The organism is Oceanobacillus polygoni (genome assembly GCF_008304605.1).
GTDB classification, from domain to species: domain Bacteria; phylum Bacillota; class Bacilli; order Bacillales; family Amphibacillaceae; genus Oceanobacillus; species Oceanobacillus polygoni.
This window is the reverse complement of sequence record NZ_PIJY01000045.1, coordinates 153,218-174,214: the sequence shown is the minus strand read 5'-3', so window position 1 is coordinate 174,214 and position 20,997 is coordinate 153,218. Positions and strand designations below refer to the sequence as shown.

General features: G+C 37.8%; 18 protein-coding genes. All 18 read right to left on the bottom strand.

The window, feature by feature from the left end; all coding sequences use genetic code 11:
* Positions 1 to 665 precede the first annotated feature (665 nt).
* The 18 genes from F1560_RS19775 to tsf all read right to left on the bottom strand — a co-directional run bounded on the left by F1560_RS19775 (position 666) and on the right by tsf (position 20,931).
* Positions 666 to 2,777 carry a polyribonucleotide nucleotidyltransferase gene (locus tag F1560_RS19775; protein ID WP_149476348.1) on the bottom strand — a complete coding sequence of 704 codons (2,112 nt, stop codon included), beginning with the start codon at positions 2,775 to 2,777 and terminating at the stop codon, positions 666 to 668.
* Between the two features lie 324 nt (positions 2,778 to 3,101).
* On the bottom strand, positions 3,102 to 3,371 hold the full coding sequence (gene rpsO, locus F1560_RS19770) for a 30S ribosomal protein S15 (RefSeq protein ID WP_149476347.1): 270 nt from the start codon (positions 3,369 to 3,371) through the stop codon (positions 3,102 to 3,104).
* A gap of 146 nt (positions 3,372 to 3,517) precedes the next feature.
* Positions 3,518 to 4,456, bottom strand: a complete 939-nt coding sequence (locus tag F1560_RS19765) for a bifunctional riboflavin kinase/FAD synthetase (RefSeq protein WP_149476346.1) — start codon at positions 4,454 to 4,456, stop codon at positions 3,518 to 3,520.
* 17 nt (positions 4,457 to 4,473) lie between these two features.
* Complete coding sequence (gene truB, locus F1560_RS19760) at positions 4,474 to 5,373, bottom strand: tRNA pseudouridine(55) synthase TruB (RefSeq protein ID WP_149476345.1); 900 nt, start codon at positions 5,371 to 5,373, stop codon at positions 4,474 to 4,476.
* A gap of 106 nt (positions 5,374 to 5,479) precedes the next feature.
* Positions 5,480 to 5,824: a 30S ribosome-binding factor RbfA gene (gene rbfA / locus F1560_RS19755; RefSeq protein ID WP_149476344.1), complete on the bottom strand. Its 345-nt coding sequence runs from the start codon at positions 5,822 to 5,824 to the stop codon at positions 5,480 to 5,482.
* Between the two features lie 48 nt (positions 5,825 to 5,872).
* On the bottom strand, positions 5,873 to 6,151 hold the full coding sequence (locus tag F1560_RS19750; protein ID WP_149476343.1) for a DUF503 domain-containing protein: 279 nt from the start codon (positions 6,149 to 6,151) through the stop codon (positions 5,873 to 5,875).
* Complete coding sequence (gene infB / locus F1560_RS19745) at positions 6,148 to 8,280, bottom strand: translation initiation factor IF-2 (RefSeq protein ID WP_149476342.1); 2,133 nt, start codon at positions 8,278 to 8,280, stop codon at positions 6,148 to 6,150. The genes F1560_RS19750 and infB overlap by 4 nt, the downstream gene beginning before the upstream one ends.
* Before the next feature lie 20 nt (positions 8,281 to 8,300).
* The gene (locus F1560_RS19740; protein WP_149476341.1) at positions 8,301 to 8,600 is read right to left on the bottom strand and encodes a YlxQ family RNA-binding protein; all 300 of its coding nucleotides are present in this window, start codon (positions 8,598 to 8,600) and stop codon (positions 8,301 to 8,303) included.
* The gene (rnpM, locus tag F1560_RS19735) at positions 8,590 to 8,871 is read right to left on the bottom strand and encodes an RNase P modulator RnpM (RefSeq protein ID WP_149476340.1); all 282 of its coding nucleotides are present in this window, start codon (positions 8,869 to 8,871) and stop codon (positions 8,590 to 8,592) included. Before rnpM ends, F1560_RS19740 begins: the two co-directional genes overlap by 11 nt.
* A 13-nt stretch (positions 8,872 to 8,884) precedes the next feature.
* The gene (gene nusA, locus F1560_RS19730) at positions 8,885 to 9,985 is read right to left on the bottom strand and encodes a transcription termination factor NusA (RefSeq protein WP_149476339.1); all 1,101 of its coding nucleotides are present in this window, start codon (positions 9,983 to 9,985) and stop codon (positions 8,885 to 8,887) included.
* 166 nt (positions 9,986 to 10,151) lie between these two features.
* Positions 10,152 to 10,622, bottom strand: coding sequence for a ribosome maturation factor RimP (gene rimP, locus F1560_RS19725; RefSeq protein WP_149476338.1), 471 nt, complete (start codon positions 10,620 to 10,622; stop codon positions 10,152 to 10,154).
* Between the two features lie 249 nt (positions 10,623 to 10,871).
* Positions 10,872 to 15,161 carry a PolC-type DNA polymerase III gene (locus F1560_RS19720; RefSeq protein WP_149476337.1) on the bottom strand — a complete coding sequence of 1,430 codons (4,290 nt, stop codon included), beginning with the start codon at positions 15,159 to 15,161 and terminating at the stop codon, positions 10,872 to 10,874.
* Between the two features lie 143 nt (positions 15,162 to 15,304).
* Positions 15,305 to 16,579, bottom strand: coding sequence for an RIP metalloprotease RseP (gene rseP, locus F1560_RS19715; protein ID WP_149476336.1), 1,275 nt, complete (start codon positions 16,577 to 16,579; stop codon positions 15,305 to 15,307).
* A 171-nt stretch (positions 16,580 to 16,750) separates the two neighbouring features.
* Positions 16,751 to 17,542, bottom strand: coding sequence for a phosphatidate cytidylyltransferase (locus tag F1560_RS19710; protein WP_149476335.1), 792 nt, complete (start codon positions 17,540 to 17,542; stop codon positions 16,751 to 16,753).
* Between the two features lie 15 nt (positions 17,543 to 17,557).
* Positions 17,558 to 18,316: an undecaprenyl pyrophosphate synthase gene (locus tag F1560_RS19705; RefSeq protein WP_149476334.1), complete on the bottom strand. Its 759-nt coding sequence runs from the start codon at positions 18,314 to 18,316 to the stop codon at positions 17,558 to 17,560.
* A 253-nt stretch (positions 18,317 to 18,569) separates the two neighbouring features.
* A complete protein-coding gene (gene frr, locus F1560_RS19700; protein WP_149476333.1) occupies positions 18,570 to 19,127 on the bottom strand; it encodes a ribosome recycling factor in 558 nt (185 codons plus the stop codon).
* Positions 19,128 to 19,130: 3 nt separating this feature from the next.
* Positions 19,131 to 19,853, bottom strand: coding sequence for a UMP kinase (gene pyrH, locus F1560_RS19695; RefSeq protein ID WP_149476332.1), 723 nt, complete (start codon positions 19,851 to 19,853; stop codon positions 19,131 to 19,133).
* Between the two features lie 193 nt (positions 19,854 to 20,046).
* Positions 20,047 to 20,931, bottom strand: coding sequence for a translation elongation factor Ts (tsf, locus tag F1560_RS19690; protein WP_149476331.1), 885 nt, complete (start codon positions 20,929 to 20,931; stop codon positions 20,047 to 20,049).
* Positions 20,932 to 20,997: the final 66 nt, after the last annotated feature.

Sequence of the window (20,997 nt, the reverse complement as noted above, 5' to 3'; positions counted from 1 at the left end):
ATTATAATCGACTTGAAATGCTGTCGCTAAAATTAATAAAAAGACACAAAGATTGACATATTTACGATACCCCATAGATACCCCTCCCCCTTACATTTCTATGCAAAAGTGGGACAAGTATGAAAAAATCTCATAAAAGCGCTATCCTAAAATTAGAAACAAACAAAACCCAATTAGTTCTTGTCGTCTTTATTTATGCGTACAATTAAAGTAGCTAAGTACTTATTAGTTTAACCGCTATCCATCAAATTATAGTTTCCAGAACAGAACAAAAGCGCAAGTGCCCGGTTTAGCGAAGTACGGACTGCGCCCCGTACTTCGGGCTGGTTCGGCTTGCCGAACATTCCTACGTAGGAGATAAAGGAAACATGCCCCTTTAGCGGTATGCCGATGTTAGGCTTAGCCTGGTTTTAATCGGCCATCCTTTTACCTAGAGTCGATGCCCGCTTTCACCACAAGGGTATAAGTGCGACTAAGCCTCATGTCTTGCCAGTCGGCCAGTCTTCTTTATCGTACGGAGGCGAGGGAAGTCTCGCTAGTCGTTGGGCGCATCGTGAACGTGGCTGTTTAGGTAACTAAGTTATGCACAGCATTCCAATTTTATAGTTCCCTATGCAATAAAAAAAGAAACTGAAATCTCAGCTTCCTTCTTTTACAGTTGTCTATTATTTTGCCTTTTCTGCTCTTTCCTTTTCTTCTAATAGTACAGCTTTGCGGGAAAGATTTACGCGACCTTGACGATCAATTTCTTTTACTTTGACCATTATCTGATCACCAATCGATACGACATCTTCGACTTTATTTGTTCGTTCTTCAGCTAGTTCGGATATATGAACTAAACCATCTTTTCCTTTAAAGAGTTCAACAAAAGCGCCGAATTTTTCGATGCGTTTAACCGTACCTAGATACATTTGACCAACTTCTACCTCACGAACAAGATCTTCAATGATTTTTTTCGCTTTTTCATTCATAGAAGCATCTATTGATGAAATGAATACACTTCCGTCTTGCTCGATATCAATTTTAACACCAGTCTCATCAATAATTTGATTAATCTGTTTACCGCTTGGTCCAATAACGTCACGGATTTTATTTGGATTAATTGACATGGTTAAAATTTTCGGTGCGAATTCCGATAGCTCTGTTTTTGGCTCCCCGATTGTAGCAAGCATGGAATCTAAAATTTGCAGACGGCCTTTTTTAGCTTGCGTTAATGCTTCTTCTAGAATTTCTCTAGATAAGCCATCAATTTTAATATCCATTTGCAATGCTGTAATTCCTGCTGCTGTTCCTGCAACTTTAAAGTCCATGTCTCCTAAAGCATCTTCCATCCCCTGTATATCTGTCAAGATGGTGTAATCATCTCCGGATTTCACAAGACCCATAGCAATTCCAGCTACTGGCGCCTTAATCGGTACACCTGCATCCATCATCGCTAATGTACTTGCACAAATACTTGCTTGTGACGTGGAACCGTTTGATTCCAAAACTTCTGATACGAGACGTATCGTATAAGGGAAATCTTTATCTGAAGGAACAACTTTTTCAAGCGCTCGTTCACCTAATGCACCATGACCAATTTCACGACGTCCAGGCCCTCTAATAGGTCCTGTTTCTCCAACACTGTATTGAGGGAAATTATAATGATGCATAAAACGTTTTGTCTCTTCTAAATCTAACCCATCTAAAATTTGTACGTCGCCTAAAGCACCTAATGTACAAATACTTAATGCTTGGGTTTGTCCACGTGTAAACAGTCCTGAACCATGTGTTCTTGGTAGAACATGAATACGTGAAGATAGTGGACGGATTTCATCTGGTTTACGTCCGTCTGGACGAACTTTTTCTTTCGTAATAAGTCTACGAACTTCCTCTTTTATCATTTTATCTAAAATGTTTTTTACCTGTTTAACTTCTTCAGGCTCTGCCTCTTCATATGCTGCTAATACTTCTTCTTTTACATTGCTAATTGCATCTTCTCTTGCATGTTTTTCCTGCACCTGTATTGCTGCAATTAATTTATCTTTCGCTTCTGTTTCAATTTTAGTAAATAAAGCATCGTCTAATTCAAATAGTTTAATTTCTGATTTTTCTACACCAGCAGCTTTGACGATTTCCTCTTGAAACGCTACAAGTCGTTTAATTTCTTCATGACCAAACATGATAGCTTCAAGCATAACTTCTTCCGGTACTTCATTAGCTCCAGCTTCTACCATGTTAATCGCATCTTTTGTTCCTGCAACCGTTAATTCAATGTCACTCTCGGCCTCTTGCTCAACAGATGGATTAATGATAAATTCACCATTAACTCTTCCTACATGAACACCTGCAATTGGTTCGGCAAACGGGATATTCGAAATACTTAATGCAATCGATGATCCAACCATTGCTGCAATTTCAGATGAGCAGTCCTGATCAACACTCATAACCGTACTTATCACTTGAACTTCATTTCTGAAGCCATCTGGGAATAGTGGGCGAATTGGACGGTCAATTAAACGAGATGCCAAGATTGCCTTCTCGCTTGGACGTCCCTCACGTTTGATAAATCCTCCTGGAATTTTACCTACCGCATATAATCGTTCTTCATAGTTAACGGTTAAAGGGAAAAACGGTAAATCCTTTGGTTCTTTCGATGCAGTGGCAACAGCTAGTACCGAAGTATCGCCATAATGAACCATACATGCACCGTTTGCTTGTTTTGCTAGTTCTCCAATTTCAACTGTAAATTTCTTTCCAGAAATTTCAGTGGAGAAAACTTGTTTTTCATCAGCCATTAGTCGTAGTGCTCCTTTCAATACAACATTCCTTGTTCTTATAAGCATTAAAGATATATGTCATCCTACAAATAGGTTTCCTCCTTTAGAATAAACTAAAGATGTAAAGGAATCAAATACGAAAAAACTCTTGATTCATTAGAAGAATCCCTATCTATACTATGTTTAGCTTTATGTAATCAAAATAGTCAATAATATGCACAAGTAGCTTTGAACTAAGTTAATATAAACCAAACCCTACTACACATATGAATGAATAGCTTAACTAGATAAAATTATGTTTTTCAATGAATAGAAAAAGCAGGATTTCTCCTGCTTTTAAAATTATCGGCGTAAGCCAAGTTTTTTAATTAATTCACGGTAGCGAGTAACGTCTTTGTTACGTAGGTAAGTAAGTAAGTTACGACGTTTACCAACCATTTTCAAAAGACCACGACGTGAATGATGATCTTTTTTATGAGTACGTAAATGTTCATTCAACGCATTGATATCTTCAGTTAGTACAGCGATTTGTACTTCTGGAGAACCAGTATCTGTTTCGTGAACCTTGTATTCATTAATAATTTCATTCTTACGTTCTTGTGTGATAGCCATTTGGCGCACCTCCTGATAGTATTTTATAGCCCCAATCTCCTAGCAAACGTCGGAGTTACGATTTGCCAAGGGATGGTTTTACCTTAATAAGCATAACGCTTCCGAAAGGAAAAATCAAGTGTTCGAGCTAGATTATTTCATAATAATTATTCCGAAAAATAGTTGCGAATATTCTTTTCGTCTAACTCTATTTGTGCAATTAACGCTTCAGCACTATCAAATTTCACTTCTTCTCGAATGTACCTATGCCATTCGATTTGTAATTCTTCTCCATAGAGATCATTACTATAATCAAAAATATTCACTTCAACTGATAGATCTTTTCTGTCTGCTGTAAAAGTCGGGTTTGTACCGATACTTGCCATACCTTCATATACTTCATTCTTGTAAATAACACAAACAGCATAAATTCCCGGTTTTGGCAGCAATGCTTCTTTATGCAATTCCAAATTGGCTGTCGGATAACCTAGCTCTCTTCCTCTTTGGGCGCCCTTAATCACAGTTCCACTAAATTTAAGCGGGTGACCTAGTAAACGGTTTGCTTCTTCTACTAAACCGCTTTGTAATAGTTTACGGATTCTTGTAGAGCTTATTTTTTCATCATTTGATAGTACCTTATCAATCGTTGTATAACTAAATTGTCCACGGGTAAACTCATCCATATTTTCCATGTTACCTTGTCCTTTATGACCGAATGAATAATCAAATCCACCAACTAGATGTTTAATATTTAGTCCTATAATGAAATGGTCAATAAAAGTTTGTGGTGATAACTTCGAAAGCTCTTGATTAAACTTAATAATATATAACCGATCCACCTGAAGTTGTTGCAAGAGCTCTTGCTTTTCCTTCATTGGGGTAATATATTGTACGTGCTCTGTCCCCTTTTTTAAAACGACTAATGGGTGTGGATGAAACGTGATAACAGCACTTTCCATGCCTTTGTTTTTCGCTTCATCGACTGCTGTTTGAATCACTTGTTGATGCCCGCTGTGGATACCATCAAAAAAGCCAATCGCACAAACTGTCTCCGGCAATTCCTCGAATCCTAATGTATGCGGATAGGTTAATTCAATTGTTCTCATAACTTTTCACCTGCACTTTATGATCTGTCACTGAAAACGCGAACAGGTTTTATTTGTTCGGCTTTATCAGGATGATGTTGATAGATTGCTAATAATTCATTGTGATGCATCACTACAAAAGGATCATCAAGATCAATATCCTTCGGTTTAGGCAGTTTTTGTCCATTTAAGACTTTCAGCTTCGTATCCTCATTAACATATAGGCGATCCAAATGAGTTAGTCCATCCATAATTGGATGTAATAAACGATGCTGTTCATTCTGTTCAACTGCCTCTTCTATCATAGCAAACGAAATTGCATTTTTCTCTGAAAATGTCCCTGTTTCTGTTCGGACAAGTGCAGACATGTGTGCAGGATACCCTAATTCTGCTCCAATATTTACACAGAGCGTTCGAATATACGTTCCTTTGGAACAAACAACTTTTAAACGAACGGTATGAGCTATCGGATCAATTGACAGTTTTTCAATTTCATAAATGGTAACTTCGCGCTTAGGACGTTCCACTTCTTCGTTTGCCCGAGCATATTCGTATAGTTTTTTTCCATTCACTTTTACAGCAGAGTACATTGGTGGGATCTGCGTGATCTCCCCCAAGAAACCTTGAATGGTCTCATCAATTACCGCTTCAGAAGGAAATTTCTTTATTTCTTTTTGGTCGATAATATTTCCATGGGCATCTTCTGTGTCAGTTGCGATCCCTAGCTTCACTTCAGCAAAATATGTTTTTTTTGTATCTGTAAGAAAGGGAACAATTTTCGTCGCTTGACCAATACAAATGGGCAGCACACCTTCAACTTCTGGATCAAGTGTCCCTGTATGGCCAACTTTCTTTGTTTTAAAATACCTTCTACATTTCATAACACAATCATGTGAAGTATACCCTTTTGGCTTCCATAATGGTAAAATACCTTCCATTGCACTAGCCTCCACTAATTAAATCTTTATATGTATTCTAGATATGGGAAAATCTGACCTGTTTCTCCGTACACAGGTCAGATTGATTTAGCAGCCGTCTGCTGGCTTATTCTTTATTTAAGTCTTTCAAAATCGAATCAATTCGATTTCCATACTCGAAAGCTTCATCAAATTCAAACGTAAGTTCCGGCGTTTTACGTAGGCGAATCCGGTTACCGATTTCAGAACGGATAAACCCTTTCGCCTTTGCTAGCCCAAGTAATGTGTCTTGTTTTTGTTTATCATCACCTAATACAGAAATAAAGGCCTTTGCCTGTTGCAAATCACCAGTTACTTCTACATCCGTTACGGTAACAAAACCAACTCTAGGATCTTTGATCTTTCTCGCTAGAATATCGCTTAATTCTTTTTTCATTTGTTCAGCTATTCTGTTTGCTCTTAGTTCAGCCATTTTATTCACCTCTAGAATAACGTGAAACGCTTAAAGAGGTGTCACCCCTTAAAGCCGTTCCACATTGGTAATCGTACGTTCAAGTTCAGTAAATCCATCAATCATTTCAAGAGCAGCATGAATTACCTTCTCTGCATGAACGTAATCTGTAGAAATTGCTACAATACCAATTTTTGTCCGCTGCCACAGATCATGATAATCCAATTCTGTGACAGCAACATTAAAATTGTTTTGTAGCTTTGCAAGTATTTTTTTGATTATTGTCCGTTTAGCCTTTAGTGAATGTCCGTCATACATGATACACTCTACTTCAGCGTAGACAATCATTTGCGTTCAACTTCCTCCATAACGAAAGCTTCAATAATATCGCCTTCCTTAATATCGTTGAAATTAGCAATTGTAATCCCGCACTCATAGTTTTGTGCAACTTCTTTTACATCGTCTTTAAAACGTTTTAATGCAAGGAGCTCCCCTTCATATAGAACAACACCATTACGAATTAACCTTACAGTTGCATCTCTTCTAATTTTACCATCTGTAACATAACTTCCCGCAATCGTACCAATTTTTGATACTTTAAACGTTTCGCGGACTTCTGCCTGTCCGATAACTTTTTCTTCGAATTCTGGATCTAGCAAGCCTTTCATTGCTGCTTCAATTTCTTCGATCGCACTATAAATAACGCGATGGAGTCGAATATCTACTTTCTCTGATTCTGCTGCTTTCTTCGCATTAATATCAGGACGAACATTAAATCCAATTACAATTGCATTAGATGCAGATGCAAGAATAATATCAGATTCTGTTATTGCTCCAGCACCGGTATGAATGATCTTAATATTTACACCTTCAACTTCAATTTTACGTAATGAAGAAGCTAATGCTTCAACAGATCCTTGTACATCTGCTTTCACGATAATATTCAGATCTTTCATTTCACCTTGTTTAATTTTTTCAAACAGGTCATCTAAGCTGACTTTCGATTGTTCCCCACGACTTGCAACCAGATGTTGTTGCTGGCGCGCTTCTCCAATTTGACGTGCTTTCTTCTCATCATCAAATACAAGGAATTGATCTCCAGCCTGTGGTACATCATGCAATCCAGTAATTTCCACCGGTGTAGATGGACCAACTTCATTTACACGTTTGCCGATATCATTAACCATTGCACGGACACGACCAAACGTATTTCCAACTACAATGGCATCTCCAACGCGTAAAGTTCCGTTTTGGACAAGTAATGTAGAAACAGAACCTCTACCCTTATCTAACTGTGCATCAATTACAGTACCAAACGCATTTGCATTCGGATTCGCTTTTAACTCTTCTACTTCAGAAACAAGTAAAATCATCTCCAACAAATCATCGATTCCTTGGTTGTTTTTAGCAGAAATATTAACGAAGATAGTATCTCCACCCCAAGCCTCAGGAACCAATTCATATTCCGTTAGCTCTTGCATCACGCGATCCGGATTGGCTGCTTCTTTATCAATTTTATTTACCGCAATAATAATCGGAACTTCTGCAGCTTTTGCATGATTTATTGCTTCTACTGTTTGAGGCATAACGCCATCATCTGCTGCTACTACAAGAATTGCTATATCTGTAACCTGTGCACCACGGGAACGCATGCTTGTAAACGCAGCGTGACCAGGTGTATCGAGGAATGTGATTTTCTTTCCATTCGTTTCAACTTGGTACGCACCGATGTGCTGTGTAATCCCACCAGCTTCTCCTGCAGTAACTTTCGTGTGACGGATTGAATCAAGTGTCGTCGTTTTCCCATGGTCAACGTGTCCCATAATCGTAACAACTGCTGGTCTTTCGATTAAATCTTCTTCTTTTTCTTCAACAACATATTTATCAAAATCTGTATCCTCTAAAATGATTTCTTTTTCTACTTCTACATCATATTCGCCACAGATTAATTCGATTGCATCATCGTCCAAGTCTTGGTTTTTTGTCGCCATGACACCAAGAAACATTAATTTTTTAATAATTTCTGCTGCCTCTTTATTTAACTTAGATGCAAGTTCACTCACTGTCAGCGTATCGTGATATACAATTTTTGTTGGTGTTTCTTTAACAACCTTTTGTTCATTTTGAACTGGCTGATTGCCCTTTCTAGGACCTTTTTGTTTCTTTTTATTCGCTTGTTGTCTTTGTTGCCCGCCTTGATTTTTAAAGTTGGAATGATTCTTCCCTTGTTTTGGCGATGGATTAGCATTCTTTTTAGCTTGATTATTTACTGGATTATTATTCGATTTTTTCACTTCCGTTTTAGCTTGTTTTGGTTTATTTGCATTAAATTTTTCATCTAATTTTCGAACTGTATCATCTGAAATCGTTGACATGTGATTTGACACTTCAATATTTAAGTCCGTTAGAAAGTTGATTATTTCCTTGCTTGATGTATTATTTTGTTTTGCATATTCATATACACGTATTTTACTCATACGTTCACCCCCGAATTTGATTACCCGAGTAACGATTTTATCTTTGTAGCGAATCCCGCATCTAAGATCGCAATCGCTACTCTCTGGGATTTTCCAATAGCATGTGACAGTGTTTCTCGATCATCTGCTATTTTAAAAGGTACTTCATAGTAATTACATTTGTCGGTTAGCTTTTTCTTCGTCTGTGGTCCTATATCAGATGCTATTATAACAAGCTTTGCCCGATTAGAGCGGATATCCTTCAGAATAGTTTCTTCGCCAAAGGAACATTTCCCAGCACGATTAGCAAGACCAAGCATATTTAAATAACTATTTTTCATTTTGTTTACCATCGATTAATTGTTTCAGTTCTTCAAATATAGCTGTATCTACTTCCGTATTTAATGTTCGATTGAGTACATTTGATTTTTCTGCTTTTTGAATAACATCCAGATCACGCGAGAGATATGCACCACGACCATTTTTCTTTCCAGTAGGATCCACAAAGACCTCTCCATCTTTGTTTCGGACAATCCGAATCAGATGCTTTTTCGGCTTGCTTTCATTTGTAACAACACATTTTCGTTCAGGTACTTTTCTTTTTTTCACCATCTATGAGTCCCCCTTATTCAAACAAATCCTCATTATTGTCAGAATAGGAATCTTCTGTTTCCGTTTTTAACAGACCTTCTTCTCTTGCTTCTGTTTCACTCTTAATATCGATCTTCCAGCCTGTCAGCTTAGCAGCAAGCCTTGCATTCTGACCACGTTTTCCAATTGCAAGCGATAATTGGTAGTCTGGTACAATGACTGTAGTAGCCTTTTCTTCTTCGTTTACGAATACCTCAATAACTTTTGAAGGGCTAAGTGCATTCGATACATAGACAACTGGGTCTTCTGACCATTCTACAATATCGATTTTTTCCCCTTTTAATTCATCAACGATTGCTTGTACACGCTGGCCTCGCTGACCTACACATGAACCAACTGGATCTACTTCTGGATCCCCGGCATATACGGAAATTTTCGAACGGTCTCCGGCTTCTCTTGCTACCGATTTAACCTCTACTGTTCCATCAAATATCTCTGGTACTTCCATTTCAAATAAACGTGTTAATAGCCCAGGATGTGATCTAGAAATATATATTTGTGGTCCCTTACTCGTATTCTCCACTTTCGTAACAAATACTTTTAAGCGATCGTGTACATGATATTCTTCCGTTGGCATTTGTTCTGCTTCTGCTAGCTTGGCTTCGATTTTACCGAGGTTAACATAAACAAATCGTGCGTCTTTACGTTGAATAATTCCCGTCATAACATCTTCTTCACGGTCAATATATTCAGAGAAGATAACGCCTCTCTCTGCTTCCCTAACTCGTTGTGTAACAACTTGTTTTGCTGCTTGTGCTGCTATACGACCGAAATCCTTCGGTGTCACTTCAACTTCAATAATATCTTCAACCTCGTAATTCGGATCAATCTTTCTTGCTTCATCAACTGAGATTTCCAGCTGAGTATCTTCCACTTCTTCTACGACTGTTTTTCTAGCGTAAACACTCATTTTACCTGTTACTTCATTAAGTTCAACTCGAACATTTGTAGCAGATTTAAAGTTTTTCTTATATGCAGAAATCAAGGCGGCTTCCAATGCTTCCATTAAAATTTCCTTTTCAATTCCTTTTTCCTTTGCTAAATTATCAATCGCATCAAACAACTGATTGCTCACCTGTCTTTTCCCCCTTTTAAATTAGTAGAAAACTTGGCTGATTACCAAGTTTATAGCGAAAGCCTTCGTTAACGTAACTGATTTCCTTATTAGAAAATGCCTTCGTTGCACTTATGCAGCATAAGAAAGTTTATACTTTCTTATCTGCCAAGTTATTTAACGGTTATTAAAACGTAACCGCTAGTCTTGCCTTGGCTATTTTGTCAAATGGTATTTCTACCTGTTTTTTACGCGTTTTTACCTTGTATTCAATCGTAGCAATGTTGTTATGGAAAGCTTTTAAAATACCTTCAAACTGCTTTTCTCCATCAATTGGCTCGTATAATTTGACGAATACATTTTTTTCGATATTTTTCTCAAAGTCTTCTGTCGTTTTAAGTGGGCGTTCCACTCCAGGCGAGGAAACTTCCAGGAAATATGCTTCTTTTATCGGATCTATTTCATCCAGTTTTTCACTTAACTGTTCAGAAACTTCTCCACATTCCACAATATCAATACCACCAGCTTTGTCGATATATACACGAAGGAACCAATTTTTCCCTTCTTTTACATATTCGATATCTACGAGTTCAAGATTCTTTTCCTCTACAATAGGAAGTAACAATTCTTCTGTTGTTTTAATAACATGGGAGCTCAATTTCCATCCTCCTTTAATAACTGTGTATTTGCTTATTATGAACTATCTTCTCCAAATTCATCTGAGCACATCCAATCAATATAAAACCCCTGCCTAAAAAATGGGGCGGGGGATTTGCTAGTGGATAATCAGATATGAAGAAAGAGTGGGTGTGCACCCACTCTTTAGACCGTTCGTATCCTTACTTTCCAAAAAATAGTATAGCATAAAATGTCAGCTCGTGCAAGAATAACAGCGCAGGCTATACTGCTAGAACAACGAAAGCTGATTTTTTTCTTCCATTCCTTCAAGGCACCCATGATTATCAAGGTATTCTAATACTGTTTTAGAGATTTTACTTCTTTCTCTTAAATCTTCTTTTGATAAGAATTCCCCTTCTTCACGTGCTTTCACAATATTTAAGGCTGCATTTGTTCCAAGTCCATCCACTGCATTAAATGGTGGAAGTAACGAGTTACCATCCACAATAAAGTCTGTCGCACTCGATTTGTAAAGATCTACTTTTTGGAATGAGAAACCACGCTCACACATTTCAAGCGAAATTTCTAATACAGTAAGTAAACTTTTTTCTTTCGGTGCCGCATCATTTCCTTTAACTGCAATCTCACTGATTCGCTTACGAATTGCTTCAGAACCTTTGTTCATCGTATCCAACTCAAAATCATCGGCACGTACAGTGAAATAAGCCGCATAAAAAAGGATTGGGTGATGCACTTTAAAGTACGCAATACGCACAGCCATTAATACATATGCTGCCGCATGGGCTTTCGGGAACATATATTTAATCTTTTTACAAGACTCAATATACCAGTCGGGCACACCATGTTTCTTCATTTCCGTAATCCATTCGTCTTTTAGTCCTTTTCCTTTACGAACGAACTCCATAATATTAAATGCAAGTGATGGTTCCAAGCCTTTATGCATTAGATAAACCATGATATCATCTCGACACCCAATAACATCTGGTAGCTCACATATGCCATCATTAATAAGATCTTGAGCATTGCCTAGCCATACATCTGTACCGTGTGACAGACCAGAGATGATAAGTAACTCTGCAAACGTACTCGGCTTTGTATCCTCCAACATTTGCCTAACAAATTTCGTTCCAAACTCGGGTACCCCAAGTGTTCCAGTTTTACAATTGATTTGTTCTGGTGTAACTCCGAGTGACTCCGTTCCCGAGAAAATTTTCATTACCTCTGTATCGTCGGTTGGAATCGTCATTGGATCCATGCCACTCAAATCTTGCAGCATACGAATAACTGTCGGGTCATCATGACCGAGAATATCCAGTTTCAATAAATTATCATGAATGGAATGGAAATCAAAATGCGTTGTTCTCCATTCACTATTACGATCATCTGCCGGGAATTGGATTGGTGTAAAATCGTAGATCTCTTTGTCCTCCGGTACAACAATAATCCCTCCTGGATGCTGTCCGGTTGTCCGTTTCACACCAGTGCATCCTTGTACAAGACGATCCACCTCTGCATTTTTGTATACCAATTGTTTATCCGAAGCATAGCCTTTCACATAACCGTAGGCGGTTTTTTCAGCAATCGTACCAATCGTTCCAGCGCGATATACATAATCCACTCCGAATAATTCCTTTGTATAGTTATGTGCACGTGATTGGTATGCGCCCGAGAAGTTTAAATCAATATCTGGCACTTTATCCCCTTTAAATCCAAGAAACGTCTCAAACGGAATATCCTGTCCATCCTTATTCAAGTCTGCATCACATTTTGGACAGTTTTTATCTGGCAAATCAAAACCACTCGCAACAGAGCCATCTGTAATAAATTCATGATAATGACAATTCCCACAAACATAATGAGGTGGTAGTGGATTTACTTCTGTAATTTCTGTCATCGTTGCAACAAAGGACGAACCAACAGATCCCCTAGACCCTACAAGATAGCCATCGTTTAAAGACTTCTTAACAAGCTTTTGGGAGATCAGGTAAATAACTGCGAAACCATTACCAATGATACTTTCTAACTCTTTTTCCAGCCTGTCCACTACTATTTGTGGAACAGGATCACCGTATATCTTCTTCGCCCGCGTGTAACAGAGATCACGCATCTCTTGCTCCGCACCTTCAATGGTTGGTGTATATAATCCATCTTTCACAGGTGATAAATCCTCTAGTTTGTCTGCCAGTGCATTTGTATTGGCCACGACAATCTCACGTGCTACTTCTTCACCTAGGAATTTAAAGCAATCCAACATGTCATTTGTTGTTCGAAATGGTGTGTCTGGTAACGTTTGTCTATTTAACGGATTACCAGCCTGTGCAGCAATTAAGATTTGCCGGTATAATTTATCATGATCATCCCTATAATGCACATTCCCTGTTGCAACGACTGGCTTGTCCATTCTTTTTCCTAAATCAACAAGTTTTTTAATAATATCAATAATTTGAGACTCATTTTGCACAAGATCCTTTTCTACTAGATGAGCATAGTTTGCCGGTGGCTGTACTTCAATGTAATCATAGAATTCGGCAACTTCTTCTGCTTCTTCCGTAGATTTTTGCATCATCGTTTCAAAAACCTCTCCTTTGTCACATGCTGTACCTACGATAATGCCTTCTCGATATTTCTGTAGGAGGGATCTCGGTATCCGCGGCACACGATAAAAATAGTTAATATGTGCATAGGAAACGAGCTTATATAAGTTCTTCAAACCTTCTTGTGTTTTAGCTAAAATAGTAGCGTGATAGGGACGAGAGCGCTGATATGCATTCCCTTCTCCCATATGGTCATTCAACTGATTATGATTCCGAATATCTTTTTCTAATAACTTTTGAACAAGCTTCCATAGCAAGTAGCCGGTAGCTTCCGCATCATAAATGGCGCGGTGATGTTGTGTCAGTTCAATATCTAAATGCTTACACAATGTATTTAATCGGTGATTCTTTAATTCAGGTAAAAGGAATCTAGCAAGCTCCAGCGTATCAATAACCGGATTTATTGCTTTTTCATAATCAATTCGCTTCAACCCTTGATTTAAGAAGCCCATATCAAAGCTTGCGTTATGCGCAACAAGAATGTCTCCGCCCATCCAATCATGGAAATCCTTTAAAACCTCTTCCACCTCTGGTGCATCCTTGACCATATCATCTGTTATACCAGTTAATTCGATGGTTGTTTGTGATAACGGATGGTGTGGGTTTGCAAATGCCTCAAACCGATCGGTAATTTCACCTTTATGGATCTTTACTGCTGCAAGCTCAATAATCGTATCGTAAACAGCTGATAGTCCTGTTGTTTCAACGTCAAAAACAATGAACGTATCATTTTCTAAATCTCTATCTGATTCGTTATATGCTATCGGCACACCATCATCAACAAGATTCACTTCAACACCGTAAAGAACTTTTATATTATGCTTCTTCCCAGCTGCATGCGCTTCTGGGAAACCTTGTACACCAGCATGGTCTGTAATTGCAACTGCTCGGTGCCCCCATTTTGCGGCTTGCGTAACCAACGTCTCTGGAGAAATAACGGCATCCATTTGGCTCATTGTCGTATGTGCATGTAGTTCTACTCGCTTCGCATCCTCAGGAGCACTATCCATCCGTTCGTCTACTTTTATCTCATGGATATCATTCGCCATCATGGCAAGTTCATTGGTATACATATCTGTTTGAATACTACCTCTAGCTTTTACCCACATCCCTTTCTTAACGGATGCAAATTTAGCTGCGTCCTCATCGTTTTTCGAGAACATTTTAATTTGCAATGAATCTGTATAGTCCGTTGCCTTTATAATTAAGAGACTTCTCCCAGAACGCAATTCACGTACTTCTGCTGAGAATATATAACCTTGTACCGTTATTCGGCGTTCCTCTTCCAGAATCTGTTCCATCGTAATCGCTTCGTCTTTAATATTATATCCAATCACGAATGGTCCATTATCTTCACTGTCTTTTTGCTTGTCCCTTTTCACTTTCTCTTGTACGGTCTTTTGAACAAGCTGCTGATCTTCAAGTGCTTTTTGTTCTCTAAATTTCTGCATATCCATCGCATCTGCCTTTACATGGATATCAAGGCTGTAGGAAAGTGCACCAATTCGTGAACAAAATGCTTTAAACTCCGGCTCCAGTCTTCGCTTAAGAGCACTTGCTTCAGCATCATTTCTTGCAGTTAACATAATCTTGTTATTGTCAACCTGCGGGTCTTGAGTTTGTACTAGCTCTTTATATGCAGGTGATATTTCTGTCATCGAAGTAACAAAGTGCTTCCAGTATCCACTAATCGTATTGCTGTCACAAGCTTGTTCATTTGCAAGCACCGTTAGCTCCACATTAGCAATCTGTTGAAACGATTCCTTCAATTTAACCGAGAAATTTTGATACACATCAATCGGTAAAATGCGTGCAACACGGATATAAAAATGCCAAGTCTTCGTTGTTTTATGAACTTCCAATTTGTCCAAGTAGCTATCTTGAAAATAGCCTTCTATGTAATCATCGGATAATTGTAGCTGCTTCAATAATAAACTCATTTTTTCCTTTTTCGATATATCCATTTATTATGCCTCCTCCAGCTAAACAATTACAGTAACAATGTAAACCCTTGTCAGGAATAAGACAAGGGTTTTCAATTAGTAACACATCTATTTATTTTATCACGCATTAACGGACTGTAATACCTACTGAATAAAGTTTCACTTTATAAAAATAATCGCTGAATGTCATTCCAAGTTACGACAATCATTAAAAGCATCAGAAAGGCAAATCCAACGAAATGGAAGATACCTTCCTTTTCTGGTGCAATTGGTTTTCCACGTACGGCTTCCAATCCAACAAACAATAGTCGTCCACCATCAAGAGCAGGCAATGGTACAAGATTCACAATTCCTAGGTTTACACTTAACATTGCTGTCCATAGTAAGAGGTTCATGAAACCTGTCTGTACAACTTGATCTGTTGCATCATAAATTCCAACTGGTCCTGATAGTAAATCAAGCGAAACCTGACCAGTTACAAGCATCAATAAATTCGTTAAGATTAATCTCGTTATATCATAGGTTTGTTCAAAGCCGTGTGTCAATGTCCCTAAAACCGTTTTTTCAAATGCTTGATAGACCCCAATTTGACCGACGGTAATTGGTTCTCCTTGCTGGTCTACTGTCTCTGCTTCATTTGGAACGACAGTTAACTGTTCCTCTGCACCATTTCTCAATACAACCATACTTAATTCTTGTCCTGGGTTTTCTCTAACAATCGAAGTAAACTCTTCCCAGGTAGAAACCGCTGTTTCTCCAATTCGAATCACTTCATCATCTGCTTGGAAACCTGCCTCGGCAGCTGGTGAATCAGCTAATATCTCACCCATTTTTGCTTCATCAACAGGAGTTCCTTGTACCATCCCTAAGATGATAAAAATAACGATCGCTAAGATAAAGTTCATCATTGGTCCTGCAAACAATTGCATTGCTCGCTGACCGATAGACTTCGATGCAAATTGGCGATCATACGGTGCAATCTGCGTTTCACGCTCGTCCATAATAAAAAATGCTTTTCGGTCAACTTCAAAGTGAAGCTTCTCGTCTTCATCACCAATCTCATATCCTTCAATAAACAAGCGATGATCAAGATCAACATGCTCTACTTCAATCACTCTGGCATTTGGATGTTTGGATTTGTTATTGACGATTATTTTATTTACTTTACCCTCATCATTGAATTCCAGCCCAATATGATGTCCCGGCTTTAACTCAATAATTTCAGGATCTTCACCTGCTACTCGTACATAGCCACCTGCCGGAATGAGCCGAATCGTGTACAATGTTTCATTCCTTACAAATGAGAAAATCTTCGGTCCAAATCCAATTGCAAATTCCCGAACAAGCATACCTGCTCGTTTTGCAAATATCATATGGCCCCACTCATGGATAAAAACGAGCAATCCAAACATAAATATAAATGCAATTACAGTGGTCAATAGAAGCACCTTCCTTTATTGGAGCAGATCTAATTTCTGGTAGATGAATACACCCATGGTAAAACTTGTACTCCGATAAAATTATATTCTTACTTTTAGTTAAGTTTAACCTCTTTTTCATAAGTTGTTCAAGTTTTTGTGTGGAACATACTTGTAGCAGTTCACATATTCTTAAACAAAATGAATGAAATGGAGCAACGGAATAACAAATAACATGCTGTCAAACCTATCTAATATACCGCCATGCCCAGGTAATATTTTCCCAGAATCTTTAACTCCATAATTGCGTTTTAAAGCTGATTCAACAAGATCTCCAACCTGTCCAAATATGGAAGCAAGAACCGTAACACCTACAACCGTTAGCATCGAATGGCTGAATGGTTCTACAAGGTGAAAAATGATAGCGACAGCACATGCAAGTACGATTCCCCCTACTGCACCTTCAATTGTTTTATTTGGACTAATAGTTGGCCATAATTTACGTTTCCCAAAAGCCCGGCCAAATAAATAAGCACCTGTATCGGTAGACCAAATAATGAAAAATGCATAAAGGATATTTCGTAAAGCATGACTTCCATCTCTTGTCTCAAGTAAATAATAAAATCCAAGACCTACATAGAAAGCGGCTAAAAGAATAAAGCCTACATGATCAAATGTAAATTGATTTTTAACTAATACCGTATACGCTAGTAACAATAAGATGATGAGTGCTATCATCTCAAATTTAGAAAACCAACCTATTGTTAATAAGGTAGAAGAGCTAGGTACTAAGATTAGCCATAGTAAAAGAATAGCTAACAGATAGGGTACAATATAGCCCCCAATCTTGCGCATTCTAATTAACTCCACCAAGCCTACAGATGCCATTAAATACACAAATATCGTAAAAGGAAGTCCGCCAAAAATGACGAAGGGCAAAAATATAGCTAGTGCGAGTAACGCGGTTATCGTTCGTTGCCTCATAAACCTTTCATCACCTTAAATACCTCCATATCGTCTTTTTCGCTGCTGATAGTCATATAGCGCGTTTAAGAAGGTTGTTTCATTAAAATCCGGCCAAAGATCATCTGTAAACCAGAATTCTGTATATGCTAGCTGCCAAAGAAGGAAATTACTCAATCTTTGTTCACCACCAGTTCGAATTAGTAAGTCAGGATCAGAAAGACCGTTTGTATATAAATACGTTGAAAATAGGTTTTCGTCCAGTGAATCAAGCGTTATTTTAGAACAGTCCAAATCATTCATGATTTGCTTAACGGCATGCATGATTTCAAACCTACTTCCATAATTCAAAGCAAAGTTTAACAATAGTCCATCATTATCCTTTGTCTTTTCCTTCGCATACTGAACAGCATCCCTTGTATGTTTAGGCAGTGCATCAAAATCACCAATCGTTTCAATACGAACATTATTTTCAATAAGACCCGGCAAATAAATATGTAGAAACTCTTTAGGTAGCTTCAAAATAAAATCAATTTCCGATTTTGGTCTTTTCCAATTCTCTGTGGAAAACGTATATAAGGTAAGAATTTTAATGTTGGCTTTCACTGCCGCTTTCACAATTTTATTAACTGTACTAACGCCTTCTTTATGTCCTGCTATACGTGGAAGCCCGCGTTTTTGTGCCCAGCGTCCATTTCCATCCATAATAATTGCAACATGATCCGGAGCGCTTTCCAGGTTTGCCATCTCTGTTTCTTTCAATTGTTTATTAAAAAAAGGAATTTTCATTGACATAGTCTGTCCCCCGAATGTTGTTCATCTATATAATCCTTTCAACATCATTATTACGAATGAAAAGGAATGATCTACATAGTGCCAACAGGATGAATCTACATTATAACATGATAATACTTTTTTATTATACCGATAATTAGGATAGAATACAAAAGCTCTCTTAAATAAGAGAGCTTTTGTATCTTACTCTGAAATTTAATAAATCATACATACATGAAAAAGAAAATGGGTTTACATGTTTATCATATGATCGTTAAACTTCCATGATTTCTTTTTCTTTGTTTTTTGCAAGCTGATCAATTTGTTTAATATGATCATCTGTTGATTTTTGAACATCATCCTGTAGACCACGTAGGTCGTCTTCTGTAATTTCGCCATTTTTCTCTAACTTTTTTAAGTTTTCATTCGTATCCCGGCGGATGTTACGAATTTGAACGCGAGATTCTTCTGCATACTTTCCAACAACTTTAACTAAATCTTTTCTTCTTTCTTCCGTTAGAGGTGGAATGCTAATACGAATCATATTTCCGTCATTTGAAGGTGATAAACCAAGGTCAGCAATTTGAATTGCTCTTTCAATATCTGCAAGTGCAGTTTTGTCATAAGGAGTAATTGTTAAGAGTCTTGCTTCTGGAGCTCCAACATTCGCTAACTGATTTAATGGTGTAGATGCACCATAATAGTCTACATAAATACTGTCTAAAAGACTTGGGTTTGCTCTTCCAGCACGAACAGATGCTAGATTCTTGGAAAACGCCTGAACAGCTTGTTCCATCTTTTCTTTCATTTGCTTTAAAATTATTTGTGACATATTCTATTTCCCCCTTATTGTTGTGCCGATCATTTCACCTTCGACAACTCGTTTAATATTTCCTTCTTCCGTTATAGAAAATACAATTAATGGGATATCATTATCCATACATAATGAAGATGCTGTCGAATCCATTACTCCAAGACCTTCATTAAGCATTTCTAAATATGTTAGGCTTTCATACTTTTTGGCATCCTTGTTTGTTTTAGGATCATCCGTATAAACACCGTCAACATTATTTTTAGCCATAAGAATAACTTCTGCTTCAATTTCAGCAGCTCTTAATGCTGCAGTTGTATCGGTTGAAAAATAAGGATTACCTGTTCCTGCTGCGAAAATGACAACACGCTTTTTCTCTAAATGGCGAATTGCTTTTCTCCTTATGTATGGTTCTGCAACTTGACGCATTTCAATGGAAGTCTGCACTCTTGTTTGAATCCCAATTGTTTCAAGTCCATCTTGTAGTGCGAGTGAATTCATAATCGTTGCTAACATTCCCATGTAGTCAGCTGAAGCACGATCCATGCCCATTTCGCTGCCTACTTTGCCGCGCCAAATGTTCCCTCCGCCGACGACAATAGCAACCTCAACACCGAGTTCTGCTACTTCTTTAACCTGTTCTGCGATGGACTGAATGGTTTTTGGATCAATTCCATAGCCTTGCTCACCACTTAAGGCTTCACCACTTAATTTTAACACAATTCTACGGTACCGTGCTGTTGTCATAATAACCTCCATAGAAAATTAATAATTGTTCTGCTAATTATGTCTAAAAATGTTTGTCAACCGGTTGTAAAATAGGGAACACATACATGTCCCCCACTTTAACCTTGTATAATTTCTAGCGTTCGTAAAAATTTCATTCATGACGGCTTATTTCTAATAGAGAAATCTTAACACCGTTAGCTTACGCTTTGAGTTATTTTTTAATTTGACTCATAACTTCATCTGCAAAGTTTTCTTCGCGTTTTTCCATTCCTTCTCCTACTTCATAGCGAACGAATGATTTAACTGCAGCGCCTTTATCAGCAACATACTTTTTCACTTTTTGATCTGGGTCTTTAACAAAGCTTTGCTCTAGAAGAACAATCTCTTCAAAGAATTTCCCTAAACGACCTTCAACCATTTTTTCAACAATGTTCTCAGGTTTTCCTTCGTTTAGTGCTTGTGTTTTCAATACTTCACGCTCACGATTTACTTCTTCTTCAGAAACTGCATCACGTGATACATAACGAGGGTTTACAGCAGCAACATGCATGGAAACATCTTTTCCAACCTGCTCATCTGTTGTTCCTTCAAGCAAGGATAGAACACCAATACGGCCACCCATATGAAGGTATGCACCAAATGCATCGTTATCCGTTTTTTCTACTACTGCAAAACGACGTAAGGAGATTTTTTCACCAATTTTTGAAACAGCAGTGTTGATAATTGATTCAAGTGTCTCACCTTCACCGTTTAATTTTTGTTGTAGAGCTTCTTCAACAGTTGCAGGTTTTTCTTTTACAATATGTTGTCCTAATTGTGTTAAAAGGTTTTTAAATTGATCATTTTTTGTAACGAAGTCTGTTTCACAGTTCACTTCTAGAATTGCTGCTGTATTGTTATCAACTTCTATATGTGTTAATCCTTCAGCCGCAATACGATCTGCTTTTTTAGCAGCTTTAGCAATCCCTTTTTCACGTAAGTAGTCAATTGCTTGATCGATATTACCATCTGTTTGTTGAAGTGCTTTTTTACAATCCATCATTCCAGCACCCGTTTTTTCACGTAATTCTTTAACCATTTGAGCAGTAATAGCCATTGCTTTGTCCTCCTTTGAATAATAAAGCTTTTTTGATTTCGGTCTTTAAAAAAGGTGATAAAAGGT

Bases quoted from the DNA above. Each gene is read 5' to 3' on its own strand.
- pyrH (WP_149476332.1), bottom strand. From the start codon at position 19,853: ATGACAACAGCACGGTACCGTAGAATTGTGTTAAAATTAAGTGGTGAA.
- infB (WP_149476342.1), bottom strand. From the start codon at position 8,280: ATGAGTAAAATACGTGTATATGAATATGCAAAACAAAATAATACATCA.
- rbfA (WP_149476344.1), bottom strand. From the start codon at position 5,824: ATGGCTGAACTAAGAGCAAACAGAATAGCTGAACAAATGAAAAAAGAA.
- F1560_RS19740 (WP_149476341.1), bottom strand. From the start codon at position 8,600: ATGAAAAATAGTTATTTAAATATGCTTGGTCTTGCTAATCGTGCTGGG.
- frr (WP_149476333.1), bottom strand. From the start codon at position 19,127: ATGTCACAAATAATTTTAAAGCAAATGAAAGAAAAGATGGAACAAGCT.
- truB (WP_149476345.1), bottom strand. From the start codon at position 5,373: ATGGAAGGTATTTTACCATTATGGAAGCCAAAAGGGTATACTTCACAT.
- tsf (WP_149476331.1), bottom strand. From the start codon at position 20,931: ATGGCTATTACTGCTCAAATGGTTAAAGAATTACGTGAAAAAACGGGT.
- F1560_RS19720 (WP_149476337.1), bottom strand. From the start codon at position 15,161: ATGGATATATCGAAAAAGGAAAAAATGAGTTTATTATTGAAGCAGCTA.
- F1560_RS19705 (WP_149476334.1), bottom strand. From the start codon at position 18,316: ATGTCAATGAAAATTCCTTTTTTTAATAAACAATTGAAAGAAACAGAG.
- rnpM (WP_149476340.1), bottom strand. From the start codon at position 8,871: ATGGTGAAAAAAAGAAAAGTACCTGAACGAAAATGTGTTGTTACAAAT.
- F1560_RS19750 (WP_149476343.1), bottom strand. From the start codon at position 6,151: ATGATTGTCTACGCTGAAGTAGAGTGTATCATGTATGACGGACATTCA.
- F1560_RS19765 (WP_149476346.1), bottom strand. From the start codon at position 4,456: ATGAGAACAATTGAATTAACCTATCCGCATACATTAGGATTCGAGGAA.
- F1560_RS19710 (WP_149476335.1), bottom strand. From the start codon at position 17,542: ATGAGGCAACGAACGATAACCGCGTTACTCGCACTAGCTATATTTTTG.
- rpsO (WP_149476347.1), bottom strand. From the start codon at position 3,371: ATGGCTATCACACAAGAACGTAAGAATGAAATTATTAATGAATACAAG.
- F1560_RS19775 (WP_149476348.1), bottom strand. From the start codon at position 2,777: ATGGCTGATGAAAAACAAGTTTTCTCCACTGAAATTTCTGGAAAGAAA.